This window comes from Roseivirga pacifica, assembly GCF_900111145.1.
In the GTDB taxonomy this organism is placed as follows: domain Bacteria; phylum Bacteroidota; class Bacteroidia; order Cytophagales; family Cyclobacteriaceae; genus Roseivirga; species Roseivirga pacifica.
Genome location: NZ_FOIR01000002.1, coordinates 1,249,345 through 1,272,667, shown reverse-complemented (window position 1 = coordinate 1,272,667; position 23,323 = coordinate 1,249,345). Strand labels below are relative to the sequence as shown.

Annotated in this window: 19 protein-coding genes; 6 read left to right on the top strand and 13 right to left on the bottom strand. The window is 42.7% G+C overall.

Annotated features, from left to right (window positions below; translation table 11 throughout):
* Window positions 1-30: 30 nt before the first annotated feature.
* The gene (locus BMW98_RS14270; RefSeq protein ID WP_090259261.1) at window positions 31-1,182 is read left to right on the top strand and encodes a pyridoxal phosphate-dependent aminotransferase; all 1,152 of its coding nucleotides are present in this window, start codon (window positions 31-33) and stop codon (window positions 1,180-1,182) included.
* 1 nt (window position 1,183) lies between these two features.
* On the top strand, window positions 1,184-2,038 hold the full coding sequence (locus tag BMW98_RS14265) for a prephenate dehydrogenase (RefSeq protein ID WP_090259260.1): 855 nt from the start codon (window positions 1,184-1,186) through the stop codon (window positions 2,036-2,038).
* A 224-nt stretch (window positions 2,039-2,262) separates the two neighbouring features.
* On the opposite strand, the gene dcd is transcribed toward BMW98_RS14265, so the two are convergent.
* From dcd to folE, 3 genes are read right to left on the bottom strand one after another with little or no spacing between them, the layout of a single operon-like run.
* Window positions 2,263-2,781, bottom strand: a complete 519-nt coding sequence (gene dcd / locus BMW98_RS14260; protein ID WP_090259258.1) for a dCTP deaminase — start codon at window positions 2,779-2,781, stop codon at window positions 2,263-2,265.
* Window positions 2,782-2,787: 6 nt separating this feature from the next.
* Window positions 2,788-4,299 carry a cysteine--tRNA ligase gene (gene cysS, locus BMW98_RS14255; protein ID WP_090259257.1) on the bottom strand — a complete coding sequence of 504 codons (1,512 nt, stop codon included), beginning with the start codon at window positions 4,297-4,299 and terminating at the stop codon, window positions 2,788-2,790.
* Complete coding sequence (gene folE / locus BMW98_RS14250; protein ID WP_090259475.1) at window positions 4,296-4,988, bottom strand: GTP cyclohydrolase I FolE; 693 nt, start codon at window positions 4,986-4,988, stop codon at window positions 4,296-4,298. Before folE ends, cysS begins: the two co-directional genes overlap by 4 nt.
* 176 nt (window positions 4,989-5,164) lie before the next feature.
* On the opposite strand from folE, the gene BMW98_RS14245 reads away from it, so the two are divergent.
* Both BMW98_RS14245 and BMW98_RS14240 read left to right on the top strand, forming a co-directional pair.
* Window positions 5,165-5,743 (top strand): hypothetical protein, encoded by a 579-nt coding sequence (locus BMW98_RS14245; protein ID WP_090259255.1) that lies wholly within the window; start codon window positions 5,165-5,167, stop codon window positions 5,741-5,743.
* A 25-nt stretch (window positions 5,744-5,768) separates the two neighbouring features.
* On the top strand, window positions 5,769-7,217 hold the full coding sequence (locus tag BMW98_RS14240) for a cation:proton antiporter domain-containing protein (RefSeq protein WP_090259254.1): 1,449 nt from the start codon (window positions 5,769-5,771) through the stop codon (window positions 7,215-7,217).
* Window positions 7,218-7,274: 57 nt separating this feature from the next.
* Here the strand turns inward: BMW98_RS14240 and priA are convergent, their stop codons facing one another.
* Genes priA through BMW98_RS14225 form a run of 3 tightly spaced genes read right to left on the bottom strand, consistent with a single transcriptional unit; the run spans window position 7,275 to window position 12,838 of the window.
* On the bottom strand, window positions 7,275-9,791 hold the full coding sequence (priA, locus tag BMW98_RS14235) for a replication restart helicase PriA (protein WP_090259253.1): 2,517 nt from the start codon (window positions 9,789-9,791) through the stop codon (window positions 7,275-7,277).
* Window positions 9,792-9,821: 30 nt separating this feature from the next.
* Window positions 9,822-11,870, bottom strand: coding sequence for a thioredoxin domain-containing protein (locus BMW98_RS14230; protein WP_090259252.1), 2,049 nt, complete (start codon window positions 11,868-11,870; stop codon window positions 9,822-9,824).
* Entirely contained in the window at window positions 11,867-12,838 is a 972-nt protein-coding gene (locus BMW98_RS14225; protein ID WP_090259251.1) for a GSCFA domain-containing protein, read from the bottom strand. The genes BMW98_RS14230 and BMW98_RS14225 overlap by 4 nt, the downstream gene beginning before the upstream one ends.
* Before the next feature lie 311 nt (window positions 12,839-13,149).
* Here BMW98_RS14225 and BMW98_RS14220 point away from each other — a divergent pair, with 311 nt between their 5' ends.
* Window positions 13,150-13,455: an isoamylase early set domain-containing protein gene (locus tag BMW98_RS14220; protein ID WP_090259474.1), complete on the top strand. Its 306-nt coding sequence runs from the start codon at window positions 13,150-13,152 to the stop codon at window positions 13,453-13,455.
* Between the two features lie 104 nt (window positions 13,456-13,559).
* Here BMW98_RS14220 and BMW98_RS14215 read toward each other — a convergent pair whose 3' ends face one another.
* From BMW98_RS14215 to BMW98_RS14200, 4 genes are read right to left on the bottom strand one after another with little or no spacing between them, the layout of a single operon-like run.
* The gene (locus tag BMW98_RS14215) at window positions 13,560-15,986 is read right to left on the bottom strand and encodes a DUF3536 domain-containing protein (protein ID WP_090259249.1); all 2,427 of its coding nucleotides are present in this window, start codon (window positions 15,984-15,986) and stop codon (window positions 13,560-13,562) included.
* Window positions 15,987-15,995: 9 nt separating this feature from the next.
* Window positions 15,996-17,945 (bottom strand): 1,4-alpha-glucan branching protein GlgB, encoded by a 1,950-nt coding sequence (gene glgB / locus BMW98_RS14210; protein ID WP_090259248.1) that lies wholly within the window; start codon window positions 17,943-17,945, stop codon window positions 15,996-15,998.
* 5 nt (window positions 17,946-17,950) lie between these two features.
* A complete protein-coding gene (locus BMW98_RS14205; RefSeq protein WP_090259247.1) occupies window positions 17,951-19,570 on the bottom strand; it encodes a maltokinase N-terminal cap-like domain-containing protein in 1,620 nt (539 codons plus the stop codon).
* An 11-nt stretch (window positions 19,571-19,581) separates the two neighbouring features.
* Window positions 19,582-21,525, bottom strand: coding sequence for an alpha-1,4-glucan--maltose-1-phosphate maltosyltransferase (locus BMW98_RS14200; protein ID WP_090259246.1), 1,944 nt, complete (start codon window positions 21,523-21,525; stop codon window positions 19,582-19,584).
* 301 nt (window positions 21,526-21,826) lie between these two features.
* On the opposite strand from BMW98_RS14200, the gene BMW98_RS14195 reads away from it, so the two are divergent.
* Entirely contained in the window at window positions 21,827-22,021 is a 195-nt protein-coding gene (locus tag BMW98_RS14195; protein ID WP_090259244.1) for a hypothetical protein, read from the top strand.
* Between the two features lie 189 nt (window positions 22,022-22,210).
* Here BMW98_RS14195 and rplI read toward each other — a convergent pair whose 3' ends face one another.
* From rplI to rpsF, 3 genes are read right to left on the bottom strand one after another with little or no spacing between them, the layout of a single operon-like run.
* Window positions 22,211-22,654, bottom strand: a complete 444-nt coding sequence (gene rplI / locus BMW98_RS14190; protein WP_090259243.1) for a 50S ribosomal protein L9 — start codon at window positions 22,652-22,654, stop codon at window positions 22,211-22,213.
* 27 nt (window positions 22,655-22,681) lie between these two features.
* A complete protein-coding gene (gene rpsR, locus BMW98_RS14185) occupies window positions 22,682-22,933 on the bottom strand; it encodes a 30S ribosomal protein S18 (RefSeq protein ID WP_090259241.1) in 252 nt (83 codons plus the stop codon).
* Window positions 22,930-23,289 (bottom strand): 30S ribosomal protein S6, encoded by a 360-nt coding sequence (gene rpsF, locus BMW98_RS14180; RefSeq protein WP_090259240.1) that lies wholly within the window; start codon window positions 23,287-23,289, stop codon window positions 22,930-22,932. Before rpsF ends, rpsR begins: the two co-directional genes overlap by 4 nt.
* Window positions 23,290-23,323 lie beyond the last annotated feature (34 nt).

The window sequence follows — 23,323 nt, the reverse complement described above, 5'->3', positions numbered from 1 at the left end:
ACTCAGCCAATTCCTTCCAATCTTTAGTGCATGATTATTCAACCTTCATCAAGGCTTAATACGGTTAAGGAATATTACTTCTCAGAGAAGTTGGCGGAGATTCGCCAAATGATGGCTGAAGGCAAACCGGTGCTCAATTTGGGTATTGGTAACCCCGATGGTATGCCGTCCCCGCAGGTGCTACAAAAGCTAAAGGAAACTACGGGATTAACGGATGTACACGGTTACCAGTCGTATGTGGGGATTCCTGAGCTTAAACAGGCCATTGCCGAATGGAATAATTGGGCTTACGGAATAGACTTAGATGCCGAACAAGAGGTGTTACCATTAATTGGCTCAAAGGAGGGGATTACGCATATTTCATTGGCTTTTTTAGATGAAGGAGATGAGGTGTTGGTGCCTGAATTGGCTTATCCGGCATATTCGGCCGTTGCGCAAATGATCAAAGCCAAAGTGGTGACTTACCCACTTGACGAAATGAATAACTACCAACCGGACTGGCGTTTTCTTGAAGAACTGAATACTGATAAAGTGAAGTTGATGTGGCTCAATTATCCGCATATGCCAACAGGAGCTTCAGCACAATTGGAGACTTTTGAACGTTTGGTAGCCTTTGCAAAAGCGCGTGGTGTACTGCTTTGTCATGACAATCCGTATAGTATGATTTTGCCAAAGGCTCAACCACTGAGTTTACTCGCTGTAAATGGAGCGAAAGAGGTGGCTTTGGAGCTCAATTCACTCAGTAAATCGTTCAATATGGCGGGCTGGCGCATGGGCTGGGTTGCAGGTAGGGCCGATTACATCAAAACTATTTTGAAGGTGAAAAGCAATGTAGATTCGGGTATGTTCAAACCAATGATGCTTGCCGCCACAGAAGCGCTAAAGCTGAGGCAAGAATGGTTCGATGAATTGAACGCTGTTTATGAATCGAGAAGAGTAAAGGCTTACGAATTGCTCGATAAAATTGGTTGTACCTATAGCACTGATCAGCAGGGAATGTTCATTTGGGCGCATATTCCAGAAAAGTTTGAAAGTGCCAAAGCTTTGGTTGATGACTTGCTTTACGAAAAGAATGTTTTCATAACGCCAGGGGTGATATTTGGTGAAAAAGGTGCAAATTATGTGCGCATATCACTTTGTAGTACAGAAGCTATTCTAGACGAGGCGATTTCAAGAATTTAAGATGAAAATAACGTTAGTTGGTGTTGGTCTGATCTCGGGTTCTTTTGCTTTAGGTTTAAAAAAGGCTTTGGATGAAACCATTGAAGTTTGCGGTGTAGATATCTCCGAGGTAGCGCTTAGCAAAGCACAAGAGATTGGCATGATTGATATGGCTAAGTCCATAAAGGAAGCCACGGAATGGGCTGATGTGGTAGTGCTCGGAATCCCTGTAGATGCACTGACTCGACTCGTGCCTGAGGTGCTTGATTACGCTAAGGAAAACAGTTTAATCGTAGATTTTGGTTCTACAAAAGAGGCGATCTGCGAGGCCGTTGCTGAGCATCCAATGCGTAAAAGTTTTCTGGCCGCGCACCCAATTGCCGGTACGGAATATTCTGGTCCGGAGGCAGCCTTTGCCGAACTCTTTCAGCAAAAGCGAATGATCATTTGCGAAGCTGATAAAACAGGAGAGGAGCATAAGAGCCTGTTCTTGCGGCTTTGCGATGTGCTGAACATGGGTGTGTCCTACATGACACCAGCAGAGCACGACTTGCATTTGGCTTTCGTTTCTCATTTAAGCCATATTACTTCGTTCGCACTCAGTAATGCCGTAATGCGAAAGGAAAAGTCGGAGCGGCATATTTTCGAAATGGCCGGATCCGGATTTGCTTCTACCGTACGTTTGGCTAAAAGTTCACCAGATATGTGGGCGCCTATTTTCACCCAGAATAGAAAGCATTTGTTGGAAGGTCTTTCAACCTATATTGAAGAGCTACAGCAGTTTCAAAAGCTATTGAAAACGAAAGACCAACAAGGCATGAAAGACTTTATGAACCGCGCTAACCGCATCCGCGAAATTGTGGATAGGATTGGTTAGTAGGCCGGTTCATGGTTCATAGTTCAATGTTGGTTTGAGTTTAACGAATTCACCCTTTAGGGCTGGGGGAAGTATTTAAGTTCATGGTTCAATGCTGGTTTGTTCACTTCGAACAATGAACTGGTTTACTGATAACTAAGCCACTTGGTCGACCCTTCGGCTGCGCTCAGGGTAAAAAGAGAGCGGATATAGGAAACCCTATGAACCATGAACTTCTAGACTTCTCACTTAAAGTCCTTATACAACATACTGGCTTGAATGCCTTCGTTGTTTTGGTATTTGCCGCTTGAGTAAGTATCGAAGTCTCCTTCAATGGTGTGGTAGAATATCTGGCAGATGTCAACTCCTGCATAAATGCGGATAGGCTGCACGCAGAAGATTTCAAGCGTCCAGTAGCCGTTAAAACCAATGTCGCCAAAGCCGGCAGTTACGTGGATGAACAAGCCCAGACGACCGATAGAAGAGCGGCCTTCCAGCATCGGAACGTACTTAGAGGTTTCGGTCTTTTCAACGGTTCTGCCCAAGTATAGTTTGTTGGTTTCCAGCAATAGTCCTTCTTCAGGAATCACAAGGCTTTCAACCGGATTGGGCTGCTTCATGTCCAACACGGGGTTGGTGTACACCATTAGCTCGTTGTGGAGCTTAAGGTTGTAGCTGTTTGGGTTTACTTGCGTTTCGTTAAAAGGCTCAATATTGATGCCTTTACCCATTTCACGCTTGATTTCTCTTCCTGAAAGAATCATAAAAAATTAGTCTATGCTGTAGGACATTTCGCCCCCTTTTTCGTCTTTAATTTGAATGCCAATCGCCTTCATATCGTCTCTGATTTGGTCAGAAAGGCCATAGTTTTTAGCGAATTTGGCTTGTTTACGCATTTCTATCACCACTTTCATCACGCCATCAAGTAGCTCAGCATTTTGGCCGCCAGAAGTTTCGTTTTGCAAGCCCAATATATCGAAAATGATGCCTTTAAAATGTTGGATCACATAGTCGAAAGTAGCTTTGTCTATTACCGCTAATTGATTTGGATTTTGATAGAACGTATTGATTGAGGTACTGATTTCGAACAATGAGGCAATTGCTTTTGCGGTGTTAAAGTCATCGCTTAAATCCGCAAATGCCTTCTCAATGCTTGCTTTTAATTCAGCGGTTTTTGCTTCGTCAATTTTACCAGTACCAGCTTCAGGCAATTTATCGATTAGATTAATGCTTGCCATTAACCTTTTATAGCCTTTTTCTGCTGCCTGAAGTGCCTCATTAGAGAAGTCCAGTGTGCTGGCATAGTGGCTCATAAGCATGAAGAAACGAACCGTCATTGATGAATAACCGCGTTCCAACAGTTTATGATCGCCAGTCAGCAGTTGCTCTGGCGTAAACCCATTGCCTTCACTTTTGGCCATTTTGCGACCATTTACAGTGAGCATGTTGCCGTGAATCCAGTAATTGGCTCCACCTTTTCCGCAGCAGCCTTTATTCTGGGCAATTTCTGCTTCATGGTGAGGGAACTTTAAATCCATACCACCACCGTGAATGTCAAATTTTTCTCCTAAGTACTTGGTACTCATTACGGAGCACTCCAGATGCCAGCCAGGGAAACCAATTCCCCAAGGTGAAGGCCAGCGCATAAGGTGACCTGCATCAGCTTTCTTCCAAAGGGCAAAATCAAGCCCATTACGCTTTTCATCTTGACCAGATAATTCGCGTGTATTCGAGAGCATCTCCTCTGTATTTCTACCAGAGAGCTCTCCGTAAGGATGATCCTCGTTATATTTTTTCACATCGAAATAAACATTGCCATTGGCTTCGTAAGCATAGCCGTTATCGATGATCTGTTTAATGAATTCTATTTGTTCTACAATGTGGCCGGTAGCGGTCGGCTCGATGCTCGGCTCCAAAATATTGAAGAGGCGCATTACATCGTGAAAGCCGTTGGTGTACTTTTGTACTACCTCCATTGGCTCTAGGGCTTCTAGACGCGCTTTTTTCGCAATCTTATCCTCACCTTCGTCAGCATCGCCCACCAAGTGACCCACATCTGTAATGTTTCTTACATAGCGCACCTTGTAACCAAGGTAGGCCAGGTAGCGAAACACCACATCGAATGACATAAACGTACGAACATTCCCCAAGTGCACATCGCTGTAAACGGTTGGTCCACACACATACATGCCTACACGGCCGGGTGTTAGTGGTTCAAACTTTACCTTTTCTTTTGTTAGGTTATTGTACAGACTTATTGGGTACTGTTCGTAAAGGCTCATTTAAGCGGTGCGTTGATGTAGGTTAGGAATTCGTTTTTGGTATTTTCTTCTTTGAATTTGCCACTGTATTCAACAGTAACGGTAGAGGAGTGTTGGTCCGATACTCCACGAGAGCTAATACACATGTGTTCTGCATCTACGTAAACGGCAACATCTTCCGTGTTAAGCGCTTGCTTTAGATCGTTCAGCACTTGCAGTGCAAGGCGCTCTTGTACCTGCGGTCTGCGGGCGTAGTAATCTACAATTCTGTTAATCTTAGATAGGCCAATTACCCTGCCGTTTGGAATGTAGGCAACGTGTGCTTTACCCACAATTGGTAAAAAGTGGTGCTCACAATTTGAGTACAAAGTAATGTTCTTTTCAACCAGCATTTGGTTGTAGTTATACTTGTTCTCGAAAGTAGACATTGAAGGTTTATTGGCTGGGTCTAAGCCCTTAAATAAGTCTTTAATGTATAATTTGGCCACTCTTTTAGGAGTGCCTTTTAAACTATCGTCAGTTAGGTCTAGGCCTAATGTGTGCATTATTTTTTCAAAATAACTTTCAATCTTCTCGATCTTCTCTTCGTTACTCATTTCGAAGGCATCAGGTCGCATTGGCGTCTCTATGGAAGTCATGATGTGGTTGTCTCCAATCTCATCTACTTCTTTCAATAATTCTTCTGAAATCTTAGTTGACTTATCTTCCATTTCTTGATTTTTCAATATCTACTTTACTACAGACCGCTAGGTTTTAGAAAAGTTTGGCAAAAGTACGATTTATTCGCTTTGTTTAGAAATCGCAACGGCATAACCACATTAGATTAAAATTAATTCTTTTTAATGGTCGATTTTTTCGGTTAGTAATCTGTATTTTACCCGCACCTATGAGCACTTTTCGTGAGAAAATACAGGAATACGCCCAACGCTTAAAGGCCCGTGAAGATTTTTTTACAGGCGATGTTAAGCAGTTGGAGTACTTTGCCGAGCATGCTTTTAATAATACTGAAGAAGCTGTTCGACAGAAGGTTAGTGTGCTTAATCATTATCAGATTCACGACCTTGCTTGCCACGAAGAGATCATAGACCATATTCTGTCATTGAACATTGATGAGCATTTGGGTGTTGGAGACCTTCAGGTGGTAAATAATATTGCTCATTTTCATTACAGAGGAAAAGATCGAGTACTTTTGGAGTTTGCCTCTGAGTATTGCAACAGCCATAAGCCTACCGTTTATCCGATTTTTAGTGAGCAACATATTGGGCTAATGGCTGATTATTTGGCCAACCATGACCATTTAAAAGAAGGAGAAACGCTTTCTGAGTATACCACGTTTAAGGAGGGACTCGATTACATCATGGATCGTTTTGGGTTAACAGAAATGTTGAACTATTACGAGGTTCACAAGCTTGATTGGCTATACGTGGATAAATTACTAAAAGAATTGGGCTCGGAAAACGCCTGATTCTTTCCATTTTTTAAAGAACTGAATGAACGCTTATAACATTATAATAGCCCTTTCATGTGTGATCATATTTTCACACATTTTCAATTTTATCTCTAAGCGAACGAATGTACCGAGCGTAATCTTACTGATTATTCTGGGTGTGGGTATCAATTTTGGATTGCAACTATATGGCTTCAAGATAGATAGTTATGTAATGGGCACGTTGGAGGTGCTCGGGATTGTAGGGCTAATTATGATTGTGCTGGAAGCGGCCATTGACTTAGAGTTGACAAAGGAAAAGTGGCCCATAATATGGAAGTCATTCCTTATGGCGCTCATATCGCTGGTTGGGTGTGCGTTTATCATCTCCTTAATCATTAACCAGTTTTATCGCGAAGATCCCGTGATCTCCTTGTTGTATGCTGTTCCGCTTTCTATTGTGAGTAGTGCTATCGTGATTCCTAGTGTGGGGAATTTGGTGAATAAGAAGAAGGAGTTCATGATCTATGAGAGTACTTTTTCTGATATTCTGGGTATCATGTTCTTCTACTTTGTAGTTGAAAATGTAGATACTACAAATGCGAATGCGGTGATCTATAGTGTGATAGGTAATATCGTGATCACCATTATTGTATCTATTGCCCTTGGTTATGGGTTGATCTTAATGTTCCAAAGGCTAAAGGGGGATGTGAAGCTATTTATGCTAATTGCAGTGCTGGTTTTGATGTACGCCATTGGTAAGCAATTGCACCTTTCTTCCTTGGTAATCATCCTGATCTTTGGACTTATACTGAACAACAACCAGCTGTTTTTTGTGGGGAAAATGAAGGAATGGATCGATCAGTCAACGATTAATGGAATCCTGAAAGATTTACACTTAGTCACGCGGGAAACGGCCTTTGTGGTGCGTACCTTCTTCTTTGTGGTTTTCGGTTCTACTATCGACCTTCAGGCACTATTAAACTTGCAGGTACTGGGTATAAGTCTTGGTATTGTTGCCGTTTTCTTTGCCGTTAGGTTTATTCTGCTGAAGATATTTTACACCAAGGAGGATTCCATTCTACCTGAATTTTTTATCACACCGCGTGGTTTGATTACCATTCTACTCTTCTTTTCCATTCCGGCAGAAATACAGTCTGACCTTTTTCAGCCAGATATCATATTGATTGTAATTGTGGTTACGAGTATCATGATGACGATTGGCTTGGTGAAGTTTGGTGATGATAAAGAGGCTAAGAAAGAAGTTGAACCTGCAATTTCAGCGGAAGGTGATAGTGAAATTTCTTACTTCTTGCAAAGAGAGGGAGACGATGAGGACGGTTCTGAAGAGGAGGAAGACCATGGGCCTTCTATACTGGATGAATTGGCAGAGCATGAGGATTCGGAAAGGAAGAAAGCGGAGTCTGGTTTAGGCATGAATGATGAGCCCGAGAATGAACCTAAAGAGGAGGATTCAGACGAACTAGAAGATGATCAGCCGAAGAAGGACTAATGCTTTTTTAAGCACATTTTAAGGTTGTAATTGTTGGGGGAGAATAGCTGAATCCGATTAACTCGGGTCTACATCTGGAATGATTTCCACTGTTTTCAGCTCTTTATCCTTGAGCAATTCAAGCTTGGCGTTTTCAATGCGTTCTTTTACGAATTCTATGTTGTACTTCTTTTCAATCTTAAGAAAGATATCCATTAAGTATTTGTCTCGAATTTTGCTGATAATAGGCTCTTGAGGTCCCAGAACTCTTTTTCCACCAATATCTTCCTTTAGCATATTCGCTAATTTGCCCGCGGCAATATGGGTGTTTTGCTTGTCTTTGCTGCGTACCAGTAGGTGAATCATACGGGTAAAAGGAGGGTAGTTGTAGCTGTTTCGTTCCTCCATTTCGGCCTTGTAAAAGGTATGGTAATCGTGCGCCCATATCCACTCGAGAATGCGTAGGTCTGGGTTGCGGGTTTGAATAACCACGGTACCTTTTTTCTCCCTACGTCCGGCACGGCCACTCACTTGTGTAACCAGTTGGAAAGTGCGCTCCTGAGAACGAAAGTCTGGGAAATGAATCATCCGATCGATATCAAAGACTCCAACCAAACTCACTTTATCAAAGTCTAGGCCTTTGCTTACCATTTGGGTGCCCACCAAAATGTCTATTTCGCCTTTTTCAAAGTCGTGAATAATGTTTTGGTAGGCGTACTTTGAGCGAGTGGTTTCCAAATCCATTCGCTGAATTTTCGCTTCTGGAAGAAGCAGTTTTAGTTCCTCCTCGATTTTTTCGGTACCTATGCCTACTGTACGAATGTTGGTACTGCCACAAGCCGGGCAGGTAACAGGAACCACCTCTTTATGACCACAGTAGTGGCAGATAACTTGATTCTTGTACTGGTGGTAAGTAAGACTAACATCGCATCGATGACAAGTAGGAATATAGCCACAATCATCGCAATTCACATAGCTAGAATAGCCCCTGCGGTTTTGGAAAATAATGGCTTGTTCTTTTCGCTCCAGCACTTCGCGCAGTTCGTTGATAAGCACCGATGTAAAGTCACCAAAAGCCTTTTTCTTCTTCTTTTCCTCGGCAATGTCAGCAATTTTAATTTCTGGCAAACCAGCATTATGAAAGCGCTCGGCTATCGTTACCAAGCCATACTTGTCTTGTTTTGCATTGGTAAAACTCTCAATGGAAGGCGTGGCACTCCCCAAAATGGTTTTAGCATGGTGAAAGTGCCCAAGTACCAATGCTGCGTCTCGTGCATGGTAGCGAGGTGCAGGATCGAACTGTTTGTAGGAGTTTTCATGCTCCTCGTCAACCACAATTAAGCCCAGTTGAGCGAAAGGCAAGAAAATAGCGCTGCGAACACCGATAATGAAATCGAATCGACCATCGAGTAAACCTTGCCATACTTCAACGCGCTCATTGTCTGAGAATTTGGAGTGAAAAACGCCCATTCGGTCACCAAAAACTGCCTTAAGCCGATTTACAATCTGTGCTGTTATGGCAATTTCTGGTAGTAGATAGAGGGCCTGTTGGCCGCTGTCTACCACTTCTTTTATCAGCTGAATGTATATTTCCGTTTTACCACTGCCGGTAACCCCATGGAGCAGCACAGTGCTTTTCTCTTCGAACTGAGCTAGTATTTCAGCTTTGGCTTGTTCTTGGCGTTCGCTTAGGTTAATGGTTTTTAGTGTTTGCGAGGAAGCCTCGTCAAAACGGGAAACAATCACTTCGAAGGCTTCGAGAATGTTGTTTTTGATCAGCGTGTTTAGCGATGAAGTAGAGAAGCCAGCATCTGTGAAAACTGATTTTTCTATCCCAAACTCATTCAGTTCAGGCTTTTGATAAACCGGAACTTCCTGCAAATATTTAAGAAGAATATCTGTTTGCTTTGGCTTTTTTTCCAAAGCCTGAAAAACCGCTTCAAGGTCTTCTGAGTTAGTGGTGAGCTCAGCCACCAGACGGATTTTCTTAACCTTTTTTGGTTTGTATTTTTCTTTGAGCTCTTCGTAAATAATGATTACTTCTTTTTGCACCAGCGACTTAATGTACTTGTAAGCACTTTTCAGTTCTAGGGCATCGGCTGCCTCGCGATAGGTCAGCGAGTCGTTCGACTCTAAGGCATTGAGTAAAACCAACTCCTTGTCATCAAATGGGTAGTCGCTATCGTTCCAGTCATTATCTGGGTGCAGCTGAATTCTCGATTCAGAACTGAGCTTAAGCCCAGAAGGGAGTGCAGCGTTCAAAACTTCGCCAAAAGTGGCCATGTAATATTTGGCCAGCCATTGCATAAACTTAATCTGCGTTTCAGTAAGTACAGGCTCGGCATCCATAATATCGAGCAATGGTTTGGCGGTGTAAATTTCTGGTGCTTTATGATGCACCTTCATAATTACACCCGTAACAACCTTTTGGCGACCAAACTGCACAATACAGCGGATGCCCGTCTTTGCCAATTCTTCAAACTCAGCAGGCACGCGGTAGGTGTACAACTGCGGAATGGGAATAGGGAGCGCTACATCTACAAATAGCGTTGCATCGTTCTCTGGGGCATCAAGATTTAGCTGTAATGAACTCAAGTTTTTGGGCTATTCGGGCAATTTAATGAGTCATTGCGACTCGCTCAAACGGATTTGTTCAATTAATGCATCAATACTGTTTACGGGCAGTTGGCAGGCTTTATTGTAACACAAATAAAAGGTGGGTTGACCATCAATTGCCGTACGTCCTTCAAGTAGTGGCAGAGAGGATTTTTCACCAGGTTTCATACCAGCAACTACTTTGTTGGGTATATAATGCTTGGCCAGTTTTTGTACTTCTTCTTGAGGCTTATCGCCTACAATTACAATCTCTGCTGTCGGGTAAGTCAGCCGCCCAGCTACGCGCGACCAATTGGAAACGTCTTGCGGAGCCAAGTTCAAAATCCTGTCCATTCGATTGGTCATGTCTTTGGCCATTTCAACCCACACTTCTTTGTCTAAAAGAATACCCAAGTCGAGTAGGGCCTCGGCCATCATAGCATTCGAAGATGGAATTACATTGTCGAATATCTCTTTCTTTCGGGCAATGAGTTTTTCGCTTTTGCTAGAAGTAAAGAAGAAAAACCCATCTGCGTTATCGTAAAACTGGTCAACTGCAATTTCGGTAAGCTTCTCTGCGATATGCAACCAATGTATGTCGAATGTGATTTGATAAAGGGCTGTGAGGCCTTGAATTACGCTGGTATAGTCCTCTAAGTACCCGTCAATCGTGCTTTTTCCATTTTTGTGAGTGCGGAAAAGCTGACCATCATCACTTATCATTTGCTCGCAAAGAAAGTGTGCATTACTTCGGGCCAAAGTGATGAACTTTTCTTCGCCAAATAGGGCATAAGCACCGCAAAGTCCTTTAAGCATTAGGCCATTCCAGCCAGCTAGTATTTTGTCGTCTAGGCCGGGGCGAACACGCTGGTCTCTTACCGCCATTAGTCGAATGTGCGCTGACTGAACAATGTCATCCAGTTCTTCCAAATCCAGCTGATGGATTTTGGCAAATTCTTCGTCAGATATGGCTCGATATGGAATGTTCTTGCCAGGTTCCCAGTTACCGGCTGTTAAGTTGTAGTACTCAATCAGCAGTTCGGCATCGAGCCCTAAAATTTGCTCAAACTCCTCCATTGTCCATAGGTAAAACTTGCCTTCCTCGCCTTCGCTATCGGCATCTAAGGCCGAGTAAAACCCTCCAGATTTGTCGGTTAATTCTCTGGCTAGCCAGTCAATGGTTTGGTAGATGGTGTTTTTGTAAAGTGGGTTTTGAGTTTTTTGATAAGCCTCGCAGTAGAGTGTAACAAGCTGCCCATTGTCGTACAGCATCTTTTCAAAGTGCGGAACGAACCAATCCATGTCAGTTGAATAACGGGTAAATCCACCACCAATTTGGTCGTAAATTCCACCCCAAGCCATTTGATCAAGTGTGTTGAGGGCATGGTTAGTTGCCTTCGTATTATCGTTTAAGTGCCCTTCAAAAAGCAGAAATCTATAAACCGAAGGCATTGGGAATTTGGGTGCACGATTGTTTCCACCTTTCACTAAATCGAAGTTCTCAGCATGCTTGGCAAACATTTGGTTGAGTTGCGCCTTCGTGAACTTTCTGTCGTTGGCTGTTAGTCCGTACTTTTCAGCTTCTGCTTGCCCAAGGCTACGCATAAAACCTTCAGCCGACTTTTCCAGCTCGGCTCTTTGTTCTTTGAACACTCGGCCTATTTGGTTGCAAAGCTGCGCCCAGCCTTTGGGCGGAAAGTAAGTACCACCATAAAACGGACGCTGATCTGGCAAAAGGAACACATTGAGCGGCCAGCCTCCTTGCAGCCCCATAGCATGCACTGCTTCCATATATACCTGGTCCACATCTGGACGCTCTTCTCTGTCAACTTTAATGCATACAAAGTGTGCGTTCATAATGGCAGCAATGTCTTCATTTTCGAAGCTTTCCCGCTCCATTACATGGCACCAATGGCAGGCAGAATAGCCAATGCTCACAATAATGGGTTTGTCTTCTTGTTTCGCCTTTGTTAGGGCCTCAGGGCCCCAAGGCAGCCAGTCAACCGGATTGTGGGCGTGTTGTAAAAGGTACGGAGAACTGGTTTCTGCCAGTTTATTGGTGAATTTCTTGTCACTCATATAAGCTGCTGCTTTAGCTGTTCAATTTCTTTAGAAACAGGAAGGTTCCCGCTGATAGCTTCTAATTTTTGAATGGTTTTCTGTACAAACTTTTGATGACTTGCGCTTTCTGGGTTGAAGGGCTTATGGCTAAGCGCCTGTTGGAGTTTAGCCCACTTTTTTATCAGTGTTTGGGTTTGCTTGGTAAAAAAGGCGTTGCCGAAATGCTCCCAAATGTAGTCTATTGCTTGCTCATTGGGGTGAATCATGTCTTTTTCGAAGAAACGATAGTCGCGTAAATCTTCCATCATAATTTCGAATGAAGGGTAGTAGCTTACATTCTCGGTCATTTCTTCTAAATAGTGGCAAATCAATCTTAGGGTAGATTTGCTTACTGTATTGAGTGGCAAAGTGTCTTTAGTGTGTCTTACAGGACTAACGGTGAAAACAAATTGAATTTTTGGGTTAACCGCCTCAATTTGTTCCTTAATATCAAAGAATGCTGCGACTACTTCTTCAATATTCAGCAAGCGCTTGTTGAACTGCTTTTGAGGTACTTTGTGACAGTTGGCAACCAATTGATCGGTCGTTTTCATTTCGTAAACCCAAGCCGACCCCAGCGTGAGGATAAGTACATCGGCTGTTTTTAACCTGGCACTGACCGAAGCATTAGTTTGTTGCACTTGTTCCTGCAGTGCCTTAACAGATTCGGCCTTTATAGAGGAGTGCAGCGAATGACTCAAAAAAACATCGTTTTGCTTTACAATGGTGTGTTCTGGCAGCATGCTTTCTGTGAGCCCCATTTCCAGCACATTGAAAATAGAAAGAGGATTAAAGAGTGTTCCGTAAGGATTGATCGCAATATCGAACTTGTTGTTTTTTAACCTGCTACCAATGGTTTCGCTAAAGCAAGAACCAATGGCCAGCAATGAGTTTTGGTGGTTGATTTTAAAGCGCGAATTGAAAGGTGCAATTGGGGTTCGGAACATATTCAAAGATAGCTTAAACGGGTGAAGTAAACGTGACTGGCTAGTCACTTTCAGAAAATGGCTGCTTTAGTGAAATTGTTTTGTGAGACTACGCTGGCGGTTCAATTTTAATCTAAATGATTATCAAAAAGTGTTTTATGCAAACGATGTGCATGCGAAATTGATTTCGTTTTGGCCTTTAAACCTAAAAAACATGAATGCTTGGTTAAATGTTTGACGCGATTTTGTGCAAACGTTTCACCTGTTTTTCTACAAAATTATTGCTAACCGATTGGTTTGTCGGAATCTTTGTTTTAGAAATTGTTGAAGACATGATCAAAAAGCAATTCTTAAAGACAAAGCCGGTTGCCAACGTAACTTTCACGCTAGGGAAGGAAGCGGCAGAAGGAGCAGAGAAAGTAAACCTTGTTGGGGAGTTCAACGGTTGGGATACTTCGGCTATTGAAATGAAGAAATTAAAGACCGGTGCATTTAAGGCCACTGTAAAGCTTGATGCGGGTAACGAATATCAGTTCCGTTACTTGATTGATGGCGAGGCTTGGGAAAATGACTGGGAAGCGGACAAGTATGTGCCAAACAACTTGACGTTCGAGGACAACTCAGTAGTTGTTCTGTAACATAAAGATTCCATAGGTGAGTTCTCGTTGAGAACAAAGTGGCCGCTGCCTTGGCGGTCACTTTTAATGAAATTAAAAAGCCCTTCAATCGAAGGGCTTTTGTTTTATCTGGTGGCCAATTGGCGCTTCATCGAACTTAAGTCAATATTAATTTCGCTGGCGATTTGTTCCAGCAAATCCAATATTCTAGAGTTGCCATCAATTGGCGATTTAGTGCCCGATAACAATTCTTTGCTCAGGTTGAAAACATTATTTTGAAGGTTGACTAGCAAGGGATGCAGGTCTACTTTTTTGTAAAGCTTAATGGTGTTCAAAATATCCGTTAGCAGATCGAAGCGCGCGTGGTCAACTAAAAACCGCTCAAACATTTCATCAAGCTTGTCATTGATCTTTGCGTCTAGTAGTTCCCTATCGAGTGCAATGTTCCACTTTTTCACCTCATCTACCAACTCATCCATTTTCTGCAAGCTAAAGTTACCGTTGGTAAACAGCTCTTTAAACTCAATGTTGATCACATTGCTAATGTTCTGCCTTAGAGTAGTTGGTATTTGCAAACCAGTTTGGCGCATTACATTGAGAATGTTGTAGTTACGATCGTAGATCTTACGCATTGAATCGTAAGCTAATTCTTCACTTTGCGAGAGGTATTGATCTACAAGCTTCATTTGCTCATCTCTAAACATGCCAAAGAATGAGAAAGTGTGGGCTTTAAAATTCTTTTGAATAATAACCAATACCCTGGCAATGTTACTTGCATCAAAAGCTTCGCAAAGCGCATCTGAGATTGGCTTGAATTCTTTGGTTGAAAGCCTTTTGCTGGTTCCGCCAATAATATGGTGCTGGCCCAAGTAGAGTACCACAAAGCTAAACTCTTTGGTAGAAGTGGTCACTTTTGAGTTTACCACAGTGGTGCCGAAGGCGAGCTTTTGCATACCAGCACTCTTTCTATCGAAGAAGATACTTTTGCAATCGTAGTTTAGTACAGTGAGCGACTCAGGCCGATCAGCAAAAATGGATGCTACTGCATAATGCATACCTACTTGCGTAAGGCTGAGCATAAAAGGTTTGATGTGTTTTAGGTAAATATCTTTACCTGTGCCGTGCTCGGGTACATTGCTTTGTGCACCGCTTAGGTCTTCAATAAACTGCTCTTCAAACTTATAAGCACTTTCACTTTCGCCCAATTGAATGGCGCGACAGGCGTATTGCAGTACCTGAAGCGTTTCAATACCTGAAATGTCATTGAAGAACCAACCGCAGCTGGTGTACATAAGCATGGCATTGCGCTGCATTTCGAGCAAACGCATAACATGCGTGGTTTCCTTACTGTTCAGTTCTTTGTTAATGTGTTTGGCCAAAAACTTCTGCAAGTTAGTTTTCGACCTTTTCATTACCAGTTTGATGTATTCATTGCGAACAGCCCATGGATCATTGCAGTAATCTTTCATACTGTTTTCATAGATCTCAATCATGGTTTCACGCGCATTGTCCAGCGCATTTCGAAGAGGAGCCCGCCACTTCTGGTTCCAATGTGCTTCGCCACCGGTGTGGCAGCCACAATTGCTTCGCCAGCGTTCTACACCGTGCACGCAACTCCAAGAGCTGTTCTCGTGAATCTGAACCTCGTGAGTAGGTTCATGTAGTGCCAAATATTCTGCGTAATTGGTGATTTTGGCAAGGTTGTTCTCTTCGATGTAGCGGAGGCAGTAAGCCAGCGCCATATCGCCATTTTTGTGGTGATGACCGTAGCTTTCGCCATCTGTAGCCACATGCATAAATTCGTTGTCGTACTGGCCTCTAAAACCCGTCATTAGGTCTTCGGCAAAACGCTTTCCATTTTGTAAAACACCTTTAAAGGCCACGCCCTGAGAGCGCTCTCCATCGTAGAAGTAGAGTGTTATTTTACGCCCACTGGGTAATTTGTATTGGTAATGTTTGTTGGAGTCAATCCCTTCAGTCCAGCTTTCGGTGCCTATTTTTCTAAACCTAGCAGCCTGCCTAGGAGCAAGTAGGGTGAATTTAATACCGTGCTTGGTCATTAAATCTAGGGTTTCGGTATCTACGGCAGCTTCCCCAAGCCACATGCCTTCGGGATCGCGCCCAAATCGGGCTTTAAAATCTTCAATACCCCAAATAATTTGCGTTTCCTTATCTCGGGTATTGGCCAATGGCATAATCATGTGGTTGTAAACCTGCGCCATGGCAGAACCATGACCTCCAAAATTCTGAACACTCTGTTTGTCAGAATCGAGAATCGCTTGGTAAGTAACCGGGGCGTGCTGCTCCATCCACGATAGGAGGGTAGGCCCAAAGTTAAAGCTGACCTTGGCGTAATTATCTACAATGTCGATGATCTTGCCTTCATCGTTGAGCACTCTTGAAAAGGCGTTTGGGTAATAGCATTCTCTGGTAATGCGCTCGTTCCAATCGTGATACGGAAATGCTGAAGGTTGAATTTCAATTTTTTCTAACCACGCATTTTCTCTGGGCGGCTGATAAAAGTGCCCATGAATACATAAATATCGTTGCATCTGCTGTTTCTACTTTTTCTTTGCCTTGGAGGCTTTTTTAGACTCATCAGGTACTCTTTTGAGCATGATGGTAGCCAATGGCGGAACCGTCAGTTTTAATGACATGTTTCTACCATGCATTGGTTTTTTTGCGGCTTTCAGGCTTTCTTTATTGCCAATTCCGCTACCCCAGTAAAGTGTGTCGTCAGAGTTGAATACTTCCTTCCAAACTCCTTCATTTACACCTATTTGGTAGTTTTCTCTCACTACTGGGGTGAAGTTACAAACAACTATAATATCATCTTTCGGGTCTTTGCCTTTTCTTATAAAGCTCAACACCGAATTCTTATGGTCGTTTAGTTCAATCCACTCAAATCCTTCTGCAGTAAAAGAGTTTTCGTAAAGTGCTGGTTCTGACTTATAAATATTATTTAGCCCCTTAGTAAGCGCTTGAATGCCTTTGTGCGGTGCGAAATCAAGCAAATGCCAATCTAAAGAGTAATCGTGTTTCCATTCGGTTGTTTGGCCGATTTCTCCGCCCATGAACACTAAATTGACACCTGGGTGGGCATACATGTAGCCGTAAAGCAATCTCAGGTTGGCAAATCGCTGCCATTCGTCTCCTGGCATTCTGTCAATTAGTGGCCCTTTTCCGTGTACCACTTCATCGTGAGAAAGTGGTAACATAAAGTTTTCAGAGAAGGCATAGTTTAAACTGAAGGTAATGTCGTTGTGGTGGTGCTGACGATAGTACGGATCCTTTTTAAAGTACTCTAGGGTGTCATGCATCCAGCCCATCATCCACTTCATGCCAAAGCCTAGACCTCCCAAATACGTAGGGCGAGAAACGCCTGGCCATGCGGTCGATTCTTCCGCTATGGTTTGTACGCCTTCAAGGTTGCCATAAACAGTTTCGTTCAATTCTTTTAAGAATCCGAGTGCTTCTAAGTTCTCTCTTCCACCATATTGATTAGGAATCCACTCGCCTTCTTTTCGGCTATAATCTAAATAGAGCATTGAGGCGACTGCATCAACACGCAAACCATCAGCATGGCAAACGTCTAGCCAAAACATGGCGCTCGAAATGAGGAAGGCTCTGATTTCATTTCGGCCGTAATTGAAGATGTAAGAGTTCCAGTCGGGGTGATAGCCTTGGCGTGGATCGGCATGTTCGTAAAGGTGTGTTCCGTCAAAGTTGAACAGCCCGTGTGCATCGCTCGGGAAGTGGGAAGGTACCCAGTCCAAAATCACTCCGATTTCTGCTTTGTGAAAAGCATCTATCATATAGAAGAAGTCTTCTGGTGTTCCGTAGCGAGATGAAGGTGCGAAATACCCAGTACATTGATAGCCCCATGAACCAAAAAACGGGTGCTCCATAACCGGAAGAAACTCAATGTGCGTATAACCCATTTCCTTAGTGTACTTCACTAGGTCTTTGGCCAGTTGACGGTAGCTTAGGGAGGTGCCGTCTTTATTGCGCTTCCACGAACCTAGGTGTACTTCGTAAACCGAATAAGGTTTGTTCAGGTCGTTGTGTTGGTTGCGGTTTTTAAGCCACTTGCTGTCTTTCCACTTGTAGTCGATTTCCCAAACAATAGAGGCCGTTTTGGGTGGTACTTCCCAGTGCATGGCGAATGGGTCACCTTTTTCTAAAATTTGGCCGTTGTTGTTCGAATGGATCTTGTATTTGTAAACGGTGCCTTTTTCTATGCCTTCGACAAAGCCTTCCCAAATTCCCGATCCGTCCCACCGTGGATAAAGCTCGTAGCCTTCACCATTCCAAAAGTTAAAGTCGCCAATAAGCTGCACTTTGTTGGCGTTTGGTGCCCAAACAGCGAATTGGGTGCCTTTTTTGCCCTCCTTTTCAATGAGGTGAGAGCCGAGCACTTCGTAAAGTTTAAAATGCTTGCCAGACTTGAAAAGCTCGCCATCAAATTCGCTTAATAACGAGTGGGTTTTAACATGTTGGTGTTGATCCATAGTGCTTAGTCTTCAAATATTTGTTTAATTCCGGTGAGGGGAATAATTACCCAGTCGGGGCGCGATTTGAGTTCGTATCCGATCTCGTATACTGCTTTTTCAAGCAAGTGGTACTTCAGTAGATATTTTATTTCAGATTCGTAACCGATGTCCAAATTTTCGGACATGGCAGTGGTTACATACTTGTTCAAAAACACCGCTGCAATGGCGCGGTAGTATTTTTCTCCGGCTTCAAAAAGCGCTTCTTGCGAGAGTTGGAATTTGTTGTTTTTATCGAAAATAACAGCATACACTGCATAATGAAAGGAGCGAAGCATTCCAGCTACATCCTTCAATGGCGTTTGCTTTACTTTTCTATCTCTAATGGTACTTTCAGGCTCACCTTCGTAATCAATAATGTAGAAATCATCGTCCTCTGTCATTAGAATTTGACCCAAGTGTAGGTCGCCATGAATTCGGATGCGGCAGCTGTTCAACCTGTTTTCTTCAAAGGCCAAAAAGCGATTGGTGATATCAGCACGATGGTTTACAAACAGTTGCGCATACTCCTGGGCGAGCCCTGTGAGCTTTTCAATGTTCTCATCTACCAGAATAAACCGGGCATTGAGTTGGTAAATAATTCTGTTTTTGAGCCAAACCGTGTAATCTCCATTAAAAGGAATTGGGTTGAACTGCGTTTCTACCCGATTGCTGAATAGCGCTATGTGCATTTCGGCCACACGCTGGGCCATTTTTTCCACTTTGGTTAGCACATCATCGGCAATCAAGAGTCTAAAATCAGACTTCAGTTCTTCAGGCGACACAAAGGCAAAACTCGGTACATCCTGAATATCGTCAATTGGGGCATCGGTGGCTTCAATTCGCTCGAAATAGCCCTTTATCATATCAACTGTGTGGTTCCAGGCTTCGCCAATGTTCTCGATTTTCTCTTGCATTATGCCTAGAGAAATGGTCTGAAAATCGTTCTTTACCCAGCTTACACTGCCACCATAGCGTGGGCTGTTGTTAAAGTGCCCTTCTTCCGAGAGGAATTTGGTCAATTCTAAATCGGGGTTGGCATCGCTAAAAAGCCTTCGGTAAACTTTGAAGAAATACTGGCCATTGTACTCAATGGATGTGTTGCTTTGGTCGAAACCAAGTACGCGGGAATTTTCGTAAGGAGGGCTAGACCTTAGTGCCCTTCCGCGATCAAACAAAAGCTTGTTGTTATCGTCAGACAGCGGTTTTTGAGAGAGAATCTGATTGTATAGCGCTTTCCGGAATGGTTCGTAGTATAAGCTGTCGATCACTTGGCCTTTTACTCCGTTGGCCGAAAGGTTATAAATCACGGCCTTCTTGTCAACTTCAACGTCCTCATCAACTAGGCCAACCATTATAAAATAGTACTCCGTAAAACCTGCTTCGAAATTGGCCTCAATTGTTATGAAATAGACAGTTTCATCGCCTTCCATTTCAAATGGCATTTGCTGCTCAATTTTTATGGTTTTTACCTTTTGGGTTTTGGCAGCATACCAACGGGTGGTCATCATATAATTGAGCAAAATACGCTCTGCAAAGCCCTGGCGAAATGATTCGTCATTAAAGGTTTCGTCCCAAGTTTTGATTTTTTGATTAGCTGGCGCCATGGCTCATGTGTTTAAAAGTCTATAGAGAAGATGTGATACGGCACTTGGTGAGGGTCGAGTTCAACATAATTCCACTCTTCGTGCCATATGTAGCTGTTGCCAGTTACTAGGTCCTTCATGCGGAGCGGTTTGTTTGGTTCTAAGCCCATTTTGTGCCTTGGTACTTGCACCCAGCCGCTTTGTCTGTTGTATGGGTCGAGGTTTACTGCGCAAAGAATGTTGTTGGCGCCATCTTCGCTTTGTTTAAAGTAGGCTAGTATTTGGTCATTATCTATCTGGCAAAAGTCAATATTATTGGTAAAGTGAAAGGCTGGTTGCTCCTTTCTCACTTGATTTACCCTTGTGATAAGCTGTTTAAGCTTGTTTGTTTTTGTCCAATCCCAATGTCTCAGTTCGTACTTTTCTGAGTTTAGGTATTCTTCCTTTCCGATTACTGCCGCATTGTCTATTTGCTCGTAAACCGGGCCGTACATACCGTAACTCGAACTAAGCGTTGCGGCCATCATGTGGCGAATAATATAGAGTGTTTCATTGCCTCCTTGAAGGATCCAAGGGTTGATGTCGGGCGTGTTTGGCCAAAAGTTAGGGCGGAAATAATCCTTCATAGGTCCTTCGGTCAACTCAGTCATGTACTCTATGAGCTCGGCCTTGTTGTTGCGCCAAGTATAATAGGTATAACCTTGAGAGAAGCCAATTTTAGCCAATCGTTGCATGGTTTTGGGCTTGGTAAAGGCTTCTGAAAGGAACAGCACATCTGGATCGACTTTTTTTACCTCGGCAATCAAATGCTCCCAAAAACCAAATGGTTTGGTGTGTGGGTTGTCCACCCTGAATATTTTAACTCCCTGCTTGTTCCAGTAAAGTACTATGCCAATAAACTCTTGCCACATGTTTTCCCAATCATCCGATTCGAAGTATATCGGATATATGTCCTGGTATTTTTTTGGAGGGTTTTCAGCGTATTGTACGGTATTGTCGGGTCGCCATTTAAACCAATCCGGGTGCTCTTGCACATAAGGGTGGTTTGGTGAACACTGTAGGGCAAAATCCATAGCGATTTCAATTCCCTGTTTTTTAGCAGCTTTAATAAGCTTTTTAAAATCTTCTATAGTGCCGAGTTCTGGCAAAATGTCTTTGTGGCCTCCAGTAGTGTTGCCTATAGCCCAAGGCACACCAACATCATCTGGTTTAGCTTCAGTGGTGTTGTTTTTGCCTTTTCTAAAATCGGTACCTATTGGATGAACAGGAGGGAAGTAGAGTACATCAAAGCCCATGTCTGAAACATAAGGCAGTACATCTTCACAATCTTTAAATGTGCCATGTTCGCCTTCTTTCTTGGCCGTAGAGCGTGGAAAAAATTCATACCAAGTACTGAAGAGTGCTTTTTGTCTGTCTACATAAAGCGGTAAGTTTTTGTCGTAAGTAGTGGCAAATTGCTTGCTTGGATTGTTATGAAAAAGTTCGTGCAGGCGTTCAGATTGCGCTTCATTAATTGCAGACATGTACTTGCTCTCATCTTTAAAAGCTTCAATGAGCTCTTTTATGTAAGCTTCTTCGCCCGTCTTTTTCTTCAATAGGGTTTGTAAATACTGAATACCATCAAGTAGTTCTACATTTACCTTTTGTCCATCGGCAATTTTACGCTCAATATTATGCTGCCATGTCAGCGGGTAGTCAACCCAAGCTTCTACTGTGTATTGGTATTCTCCTTGTTTTTCAACAGTGAAATGGCCTGCCCACTCATCGTTATCAACTAAGTGCATAGGGGAGTAGCTCCATTTTTTTGCACTGGCTGCTTTGTACTTTATATGTGCATTTAATACATCGTGGCCATCGCAAAGTATGTCTGCAGATACGTCAAATCGTTGATTAACAACTCTTTTGGCTGCGTGTTTGCCGCAGTTTATTTCGGGGGAAACGTTTTCAATAACGACTCTTTTTTGTCCGGATTTCATAGAAGTCAGCGCTAGAGGGTGGTTTGGTTCTTTTTCGGTTCGGTTTTAATAAGGCGGTTCTGTGCCTATAGAAAGTAATGAAAAATTGATGGGCTAATCAAACATTGGTGATTGGAATGTACCGCAAACGGTTGCTAAATGTATAGGTGTTTGCTAAAACTGATTGTGTGCTGGATTGTCTTCGCATGTTTGAAATTAATCGTAGACAATGCGTGGACAGCGGGCTAAAATACTGGAATTGAGGTGTTAAGCTTTGTAGGTTTGTGTATCCAATCAATTACAGAACTAAAGACTAAGACTTATGAAACCGATTAAACTAATGGTGAATGCGATAGCGCTAGTAAGCGTGCTTACCTTCATTGTATCGTTAATTCTTGTGGCCGCATCTGATGGCCGAAATGAGGTGGCTTGCTTTGTTTGCATGTATAGTGTAGCAGCAAGCTTTCTATCCCTGATTTTTGTGGATTTAAAGGGAGCGAAGACTCAGTTTGGTTAGACTGAGTTTGTCTATAGATTTTAAAGGTTATTTTTTCGATAGGGTCAAAAACTCAATTGCCAAACTAAATCGACCCCAACCAAAGGAAGCCCGACAACTGTCGGGTTTTTTTGTGTTACATTTCTGAATACAGCAATAAAAAAGCCTGCTCATTGAGCAGGCTTTCTATATTTTAAGTGAAGGAGTTGCTTATTCAGCTACTACTGAGAACTTCACGTCTTTTTTCACTTCTTTGTGCAAGTCGATTTCTGCTTCGTAATCTCCAGCCATTTTTACTTCCGACTTGAAAGAGATTTTCTTTCTGTCTACTTCAAATCCTTTAGCTTTCAAAGCATCAGAAATCTGAAGGGTAGTAACTGCACCAAAGATTTTTCCGCTATCACCAACTTTAGCTTTGATCTCAAGTACTGTTTCGCCAATACCTTCAGCAATTGCTTCGGCATCTGCTTTAAGCTTTTCTGCTTTGTGAGCAGCTTGCTTAATGTTCTCTTCGATCATTTTTTTGTTTGATCCGTTTGCGATAATCGCAAAACCTTGAGGGATCAAGTAGTTTCTAGCATAACCAGGCTTTACGTTAACGGTGTCGTTTTTGTAGCCCAATCCTTTTATATCTGTTTTCAAGATTATTTCCATCGCTCTAATAAAATTAAAGGGTTACAATTACTTCAATCCGTCTGCTACGTAAGGCATCAAGGCAAGGTGTCTTGCTCTTTTTACAGCCTGAGTAACTTTCTTTTGGTATTTCAAGCTAGTACCTGTCAATCTTCTAGGAAGAATCTTACCTTGCTCATTAACAAAGCTTAGCAAGAAGTCAGGGTTTTTGTAATCAACATACTTAATACCGTTCTTTTTGAAACGACAGTATTTTTTCTTCTGTTGTTCTCTGTTTACAGGTTCGTTTACCAATGTCATGATACAGCCTCCTTTTTAGATTTGTTAAATGCACCGCTTCTGCGCTTCTCGTTGTACTCTACAGCGTGCTTGTCTAAAGCTACTGTCAAAAATCTCATTACTCTCTCGTCACGTTTGAACTCGATTTCAAGATTTGCGATAGCTGACGGCTCTGCTTTGAATTCGATCAGGTTGTAGAAACCAGTAGATTTATGCTGGATAGCATAAGCTAGCTTTTTCAAGCCCCACTTCTCTACGTTAATGATCTCAGCTCCATTTTCTTTTAGGAGTTGCTCATACTGGCCGACAGCATCCTTCATCTGTTCATCAGACAAAACGGGATTCAAAATGAATACTGTCTCGTAATTTTTAAGCATTTTTTACTTGTTTTAAATTGGGCTGCAAAGATAT

What these genes read in the sequence shown, in the direction of transcription:
- BMW98_RS14245 (WP_090259255.1), top strand. Translation starts at nt 5,165, where the DNA reads ATGAGCACTTTTCGTGAGAAAATACAGGAATACGCCCAACGCTTAAAG.
- rpsF (WP_090259240.1), bottom strand. Translation starts at nt 23,289, where the DNA reads ATGCTTAAAAATTACGAGACAGTATTCATTTTGAATCCCGTTTTGTCT.
- BMW98_RS14205 (WP_090259247.1), bottom strand. Translation starts at nt 19,570, where the DNA reads ATGGCGCCAGCTAATCAAAAAATCAAAACTTGGGACGAAACCTTTAAT.
- BMW98_RS14240 (WP_090259254.1), top strand. Translation starts at nt 5,769, where the DNA reads ATGAACGCTTATAACATTATAATAGCCCTTTCATGTGTGATCATATTT.
- BMW98_RS14225 (WP_090259251.1), bottom strand. Translation starts at nt 12,838, where the DNA reads ATGTTCCGAACCCCAATTGCACCTTTCAATTCGCGCTTTAAAATCAAC.
- BMW98_RS14265 (WP_090259260.1), top strand. Translation starts at nt 1,184, where the DNA reads ATGAAAATAACGTTAGTTGGTGTTGGTCTGATCTCGGGTTCTTTTGCT.
- glgB (WP_090259248.1), bottom strand. Translation starts at nt 17,945, where the DNA reads ATGGATCAACACCAACATGTTAAAACCCACTCGTTATTAAGCGAATTT.
- dcd (WP_090259258.1), bottom strand. Translation starts at nt 2,781, where the DNA reads ATGATTCTTTCAGGAAGAGAAATCAAGCGTGAAATGGGTAAAGGCATC.
- rplI (WP_090259243.1), bottom strand. Translation starts at nt 22,654, where the DNA reads ATGGAAATAATCTTGAAAACAGATATAAAAGGATTGGGCTACAAAAAC.
- BMW98_RS14200 (WP_090259246.1), bottom strand. Translation starts at nt 21,525, where the DNA reads ATGAAATCCGGACAAAAAAGAGTCGTTATTGAAAACGTTTCCCCCGAA.
- BMW98_RS14220 (WP_090259474.1), top strand. Translation starts at nt 13,150, where the DNA reads ATGATCAAAAAGCAATTCTTAAAGACAAAGCCGGTTGCCAACGTAACT.
- BMW98_RS14230 (WP_090259252.1), bottom strand. Translation starts at nt 11,870, where the DNA reads ATGAGTGACAAGAAATTCACCAATAAACTGGCAGAAACCAGTTCTCCG.
- folE (WP_090259475.1), bottom strand. Translation starts at nt 4,988, where the DNA reads ATGGAAGATAAGTCAACTAAGATTTCAGAAGAATTATTGAAAGAAGTA.
- BMW98_RS14270 (WP_090259261.1), top strand. Translation starts at nt 31, where the DNA reads ATGATTATTCAACCTTCATCAAGGCTTAATACGGTTAAGGAATATTAC.
- BMW98_RS14215 (WP_090259249.1), bottom strand. Translation starts at nt 15,986, where the DNA reads ATGCAACGATATTTATGTATTCATGGGCACTTTTATCAGCCGCCCAGA.
- BMW98_RS14195 (WP_090259244.1), top strand. Translation starts at nt 21,827, where the DNA reads ATGAAACCGATTAAACTAATGGTGAATGCGATAGCGCTAGTAAGCGTG.
- cysS (WP_090259257.1), bottom strand. Translation starts at nt 4,299, where the DNA reads ATGAGCCTTTACGAACAGTACCCAATAAGTCTGTACAATAACCTAACA.
- rpsR (WP_090259241.1), bottom strand. Translation starts at nt 22,933, where the DNA reads ATGACATTGGTAAACGAACCTGTAAACAGAGAACAACAGAAGAAAAAA.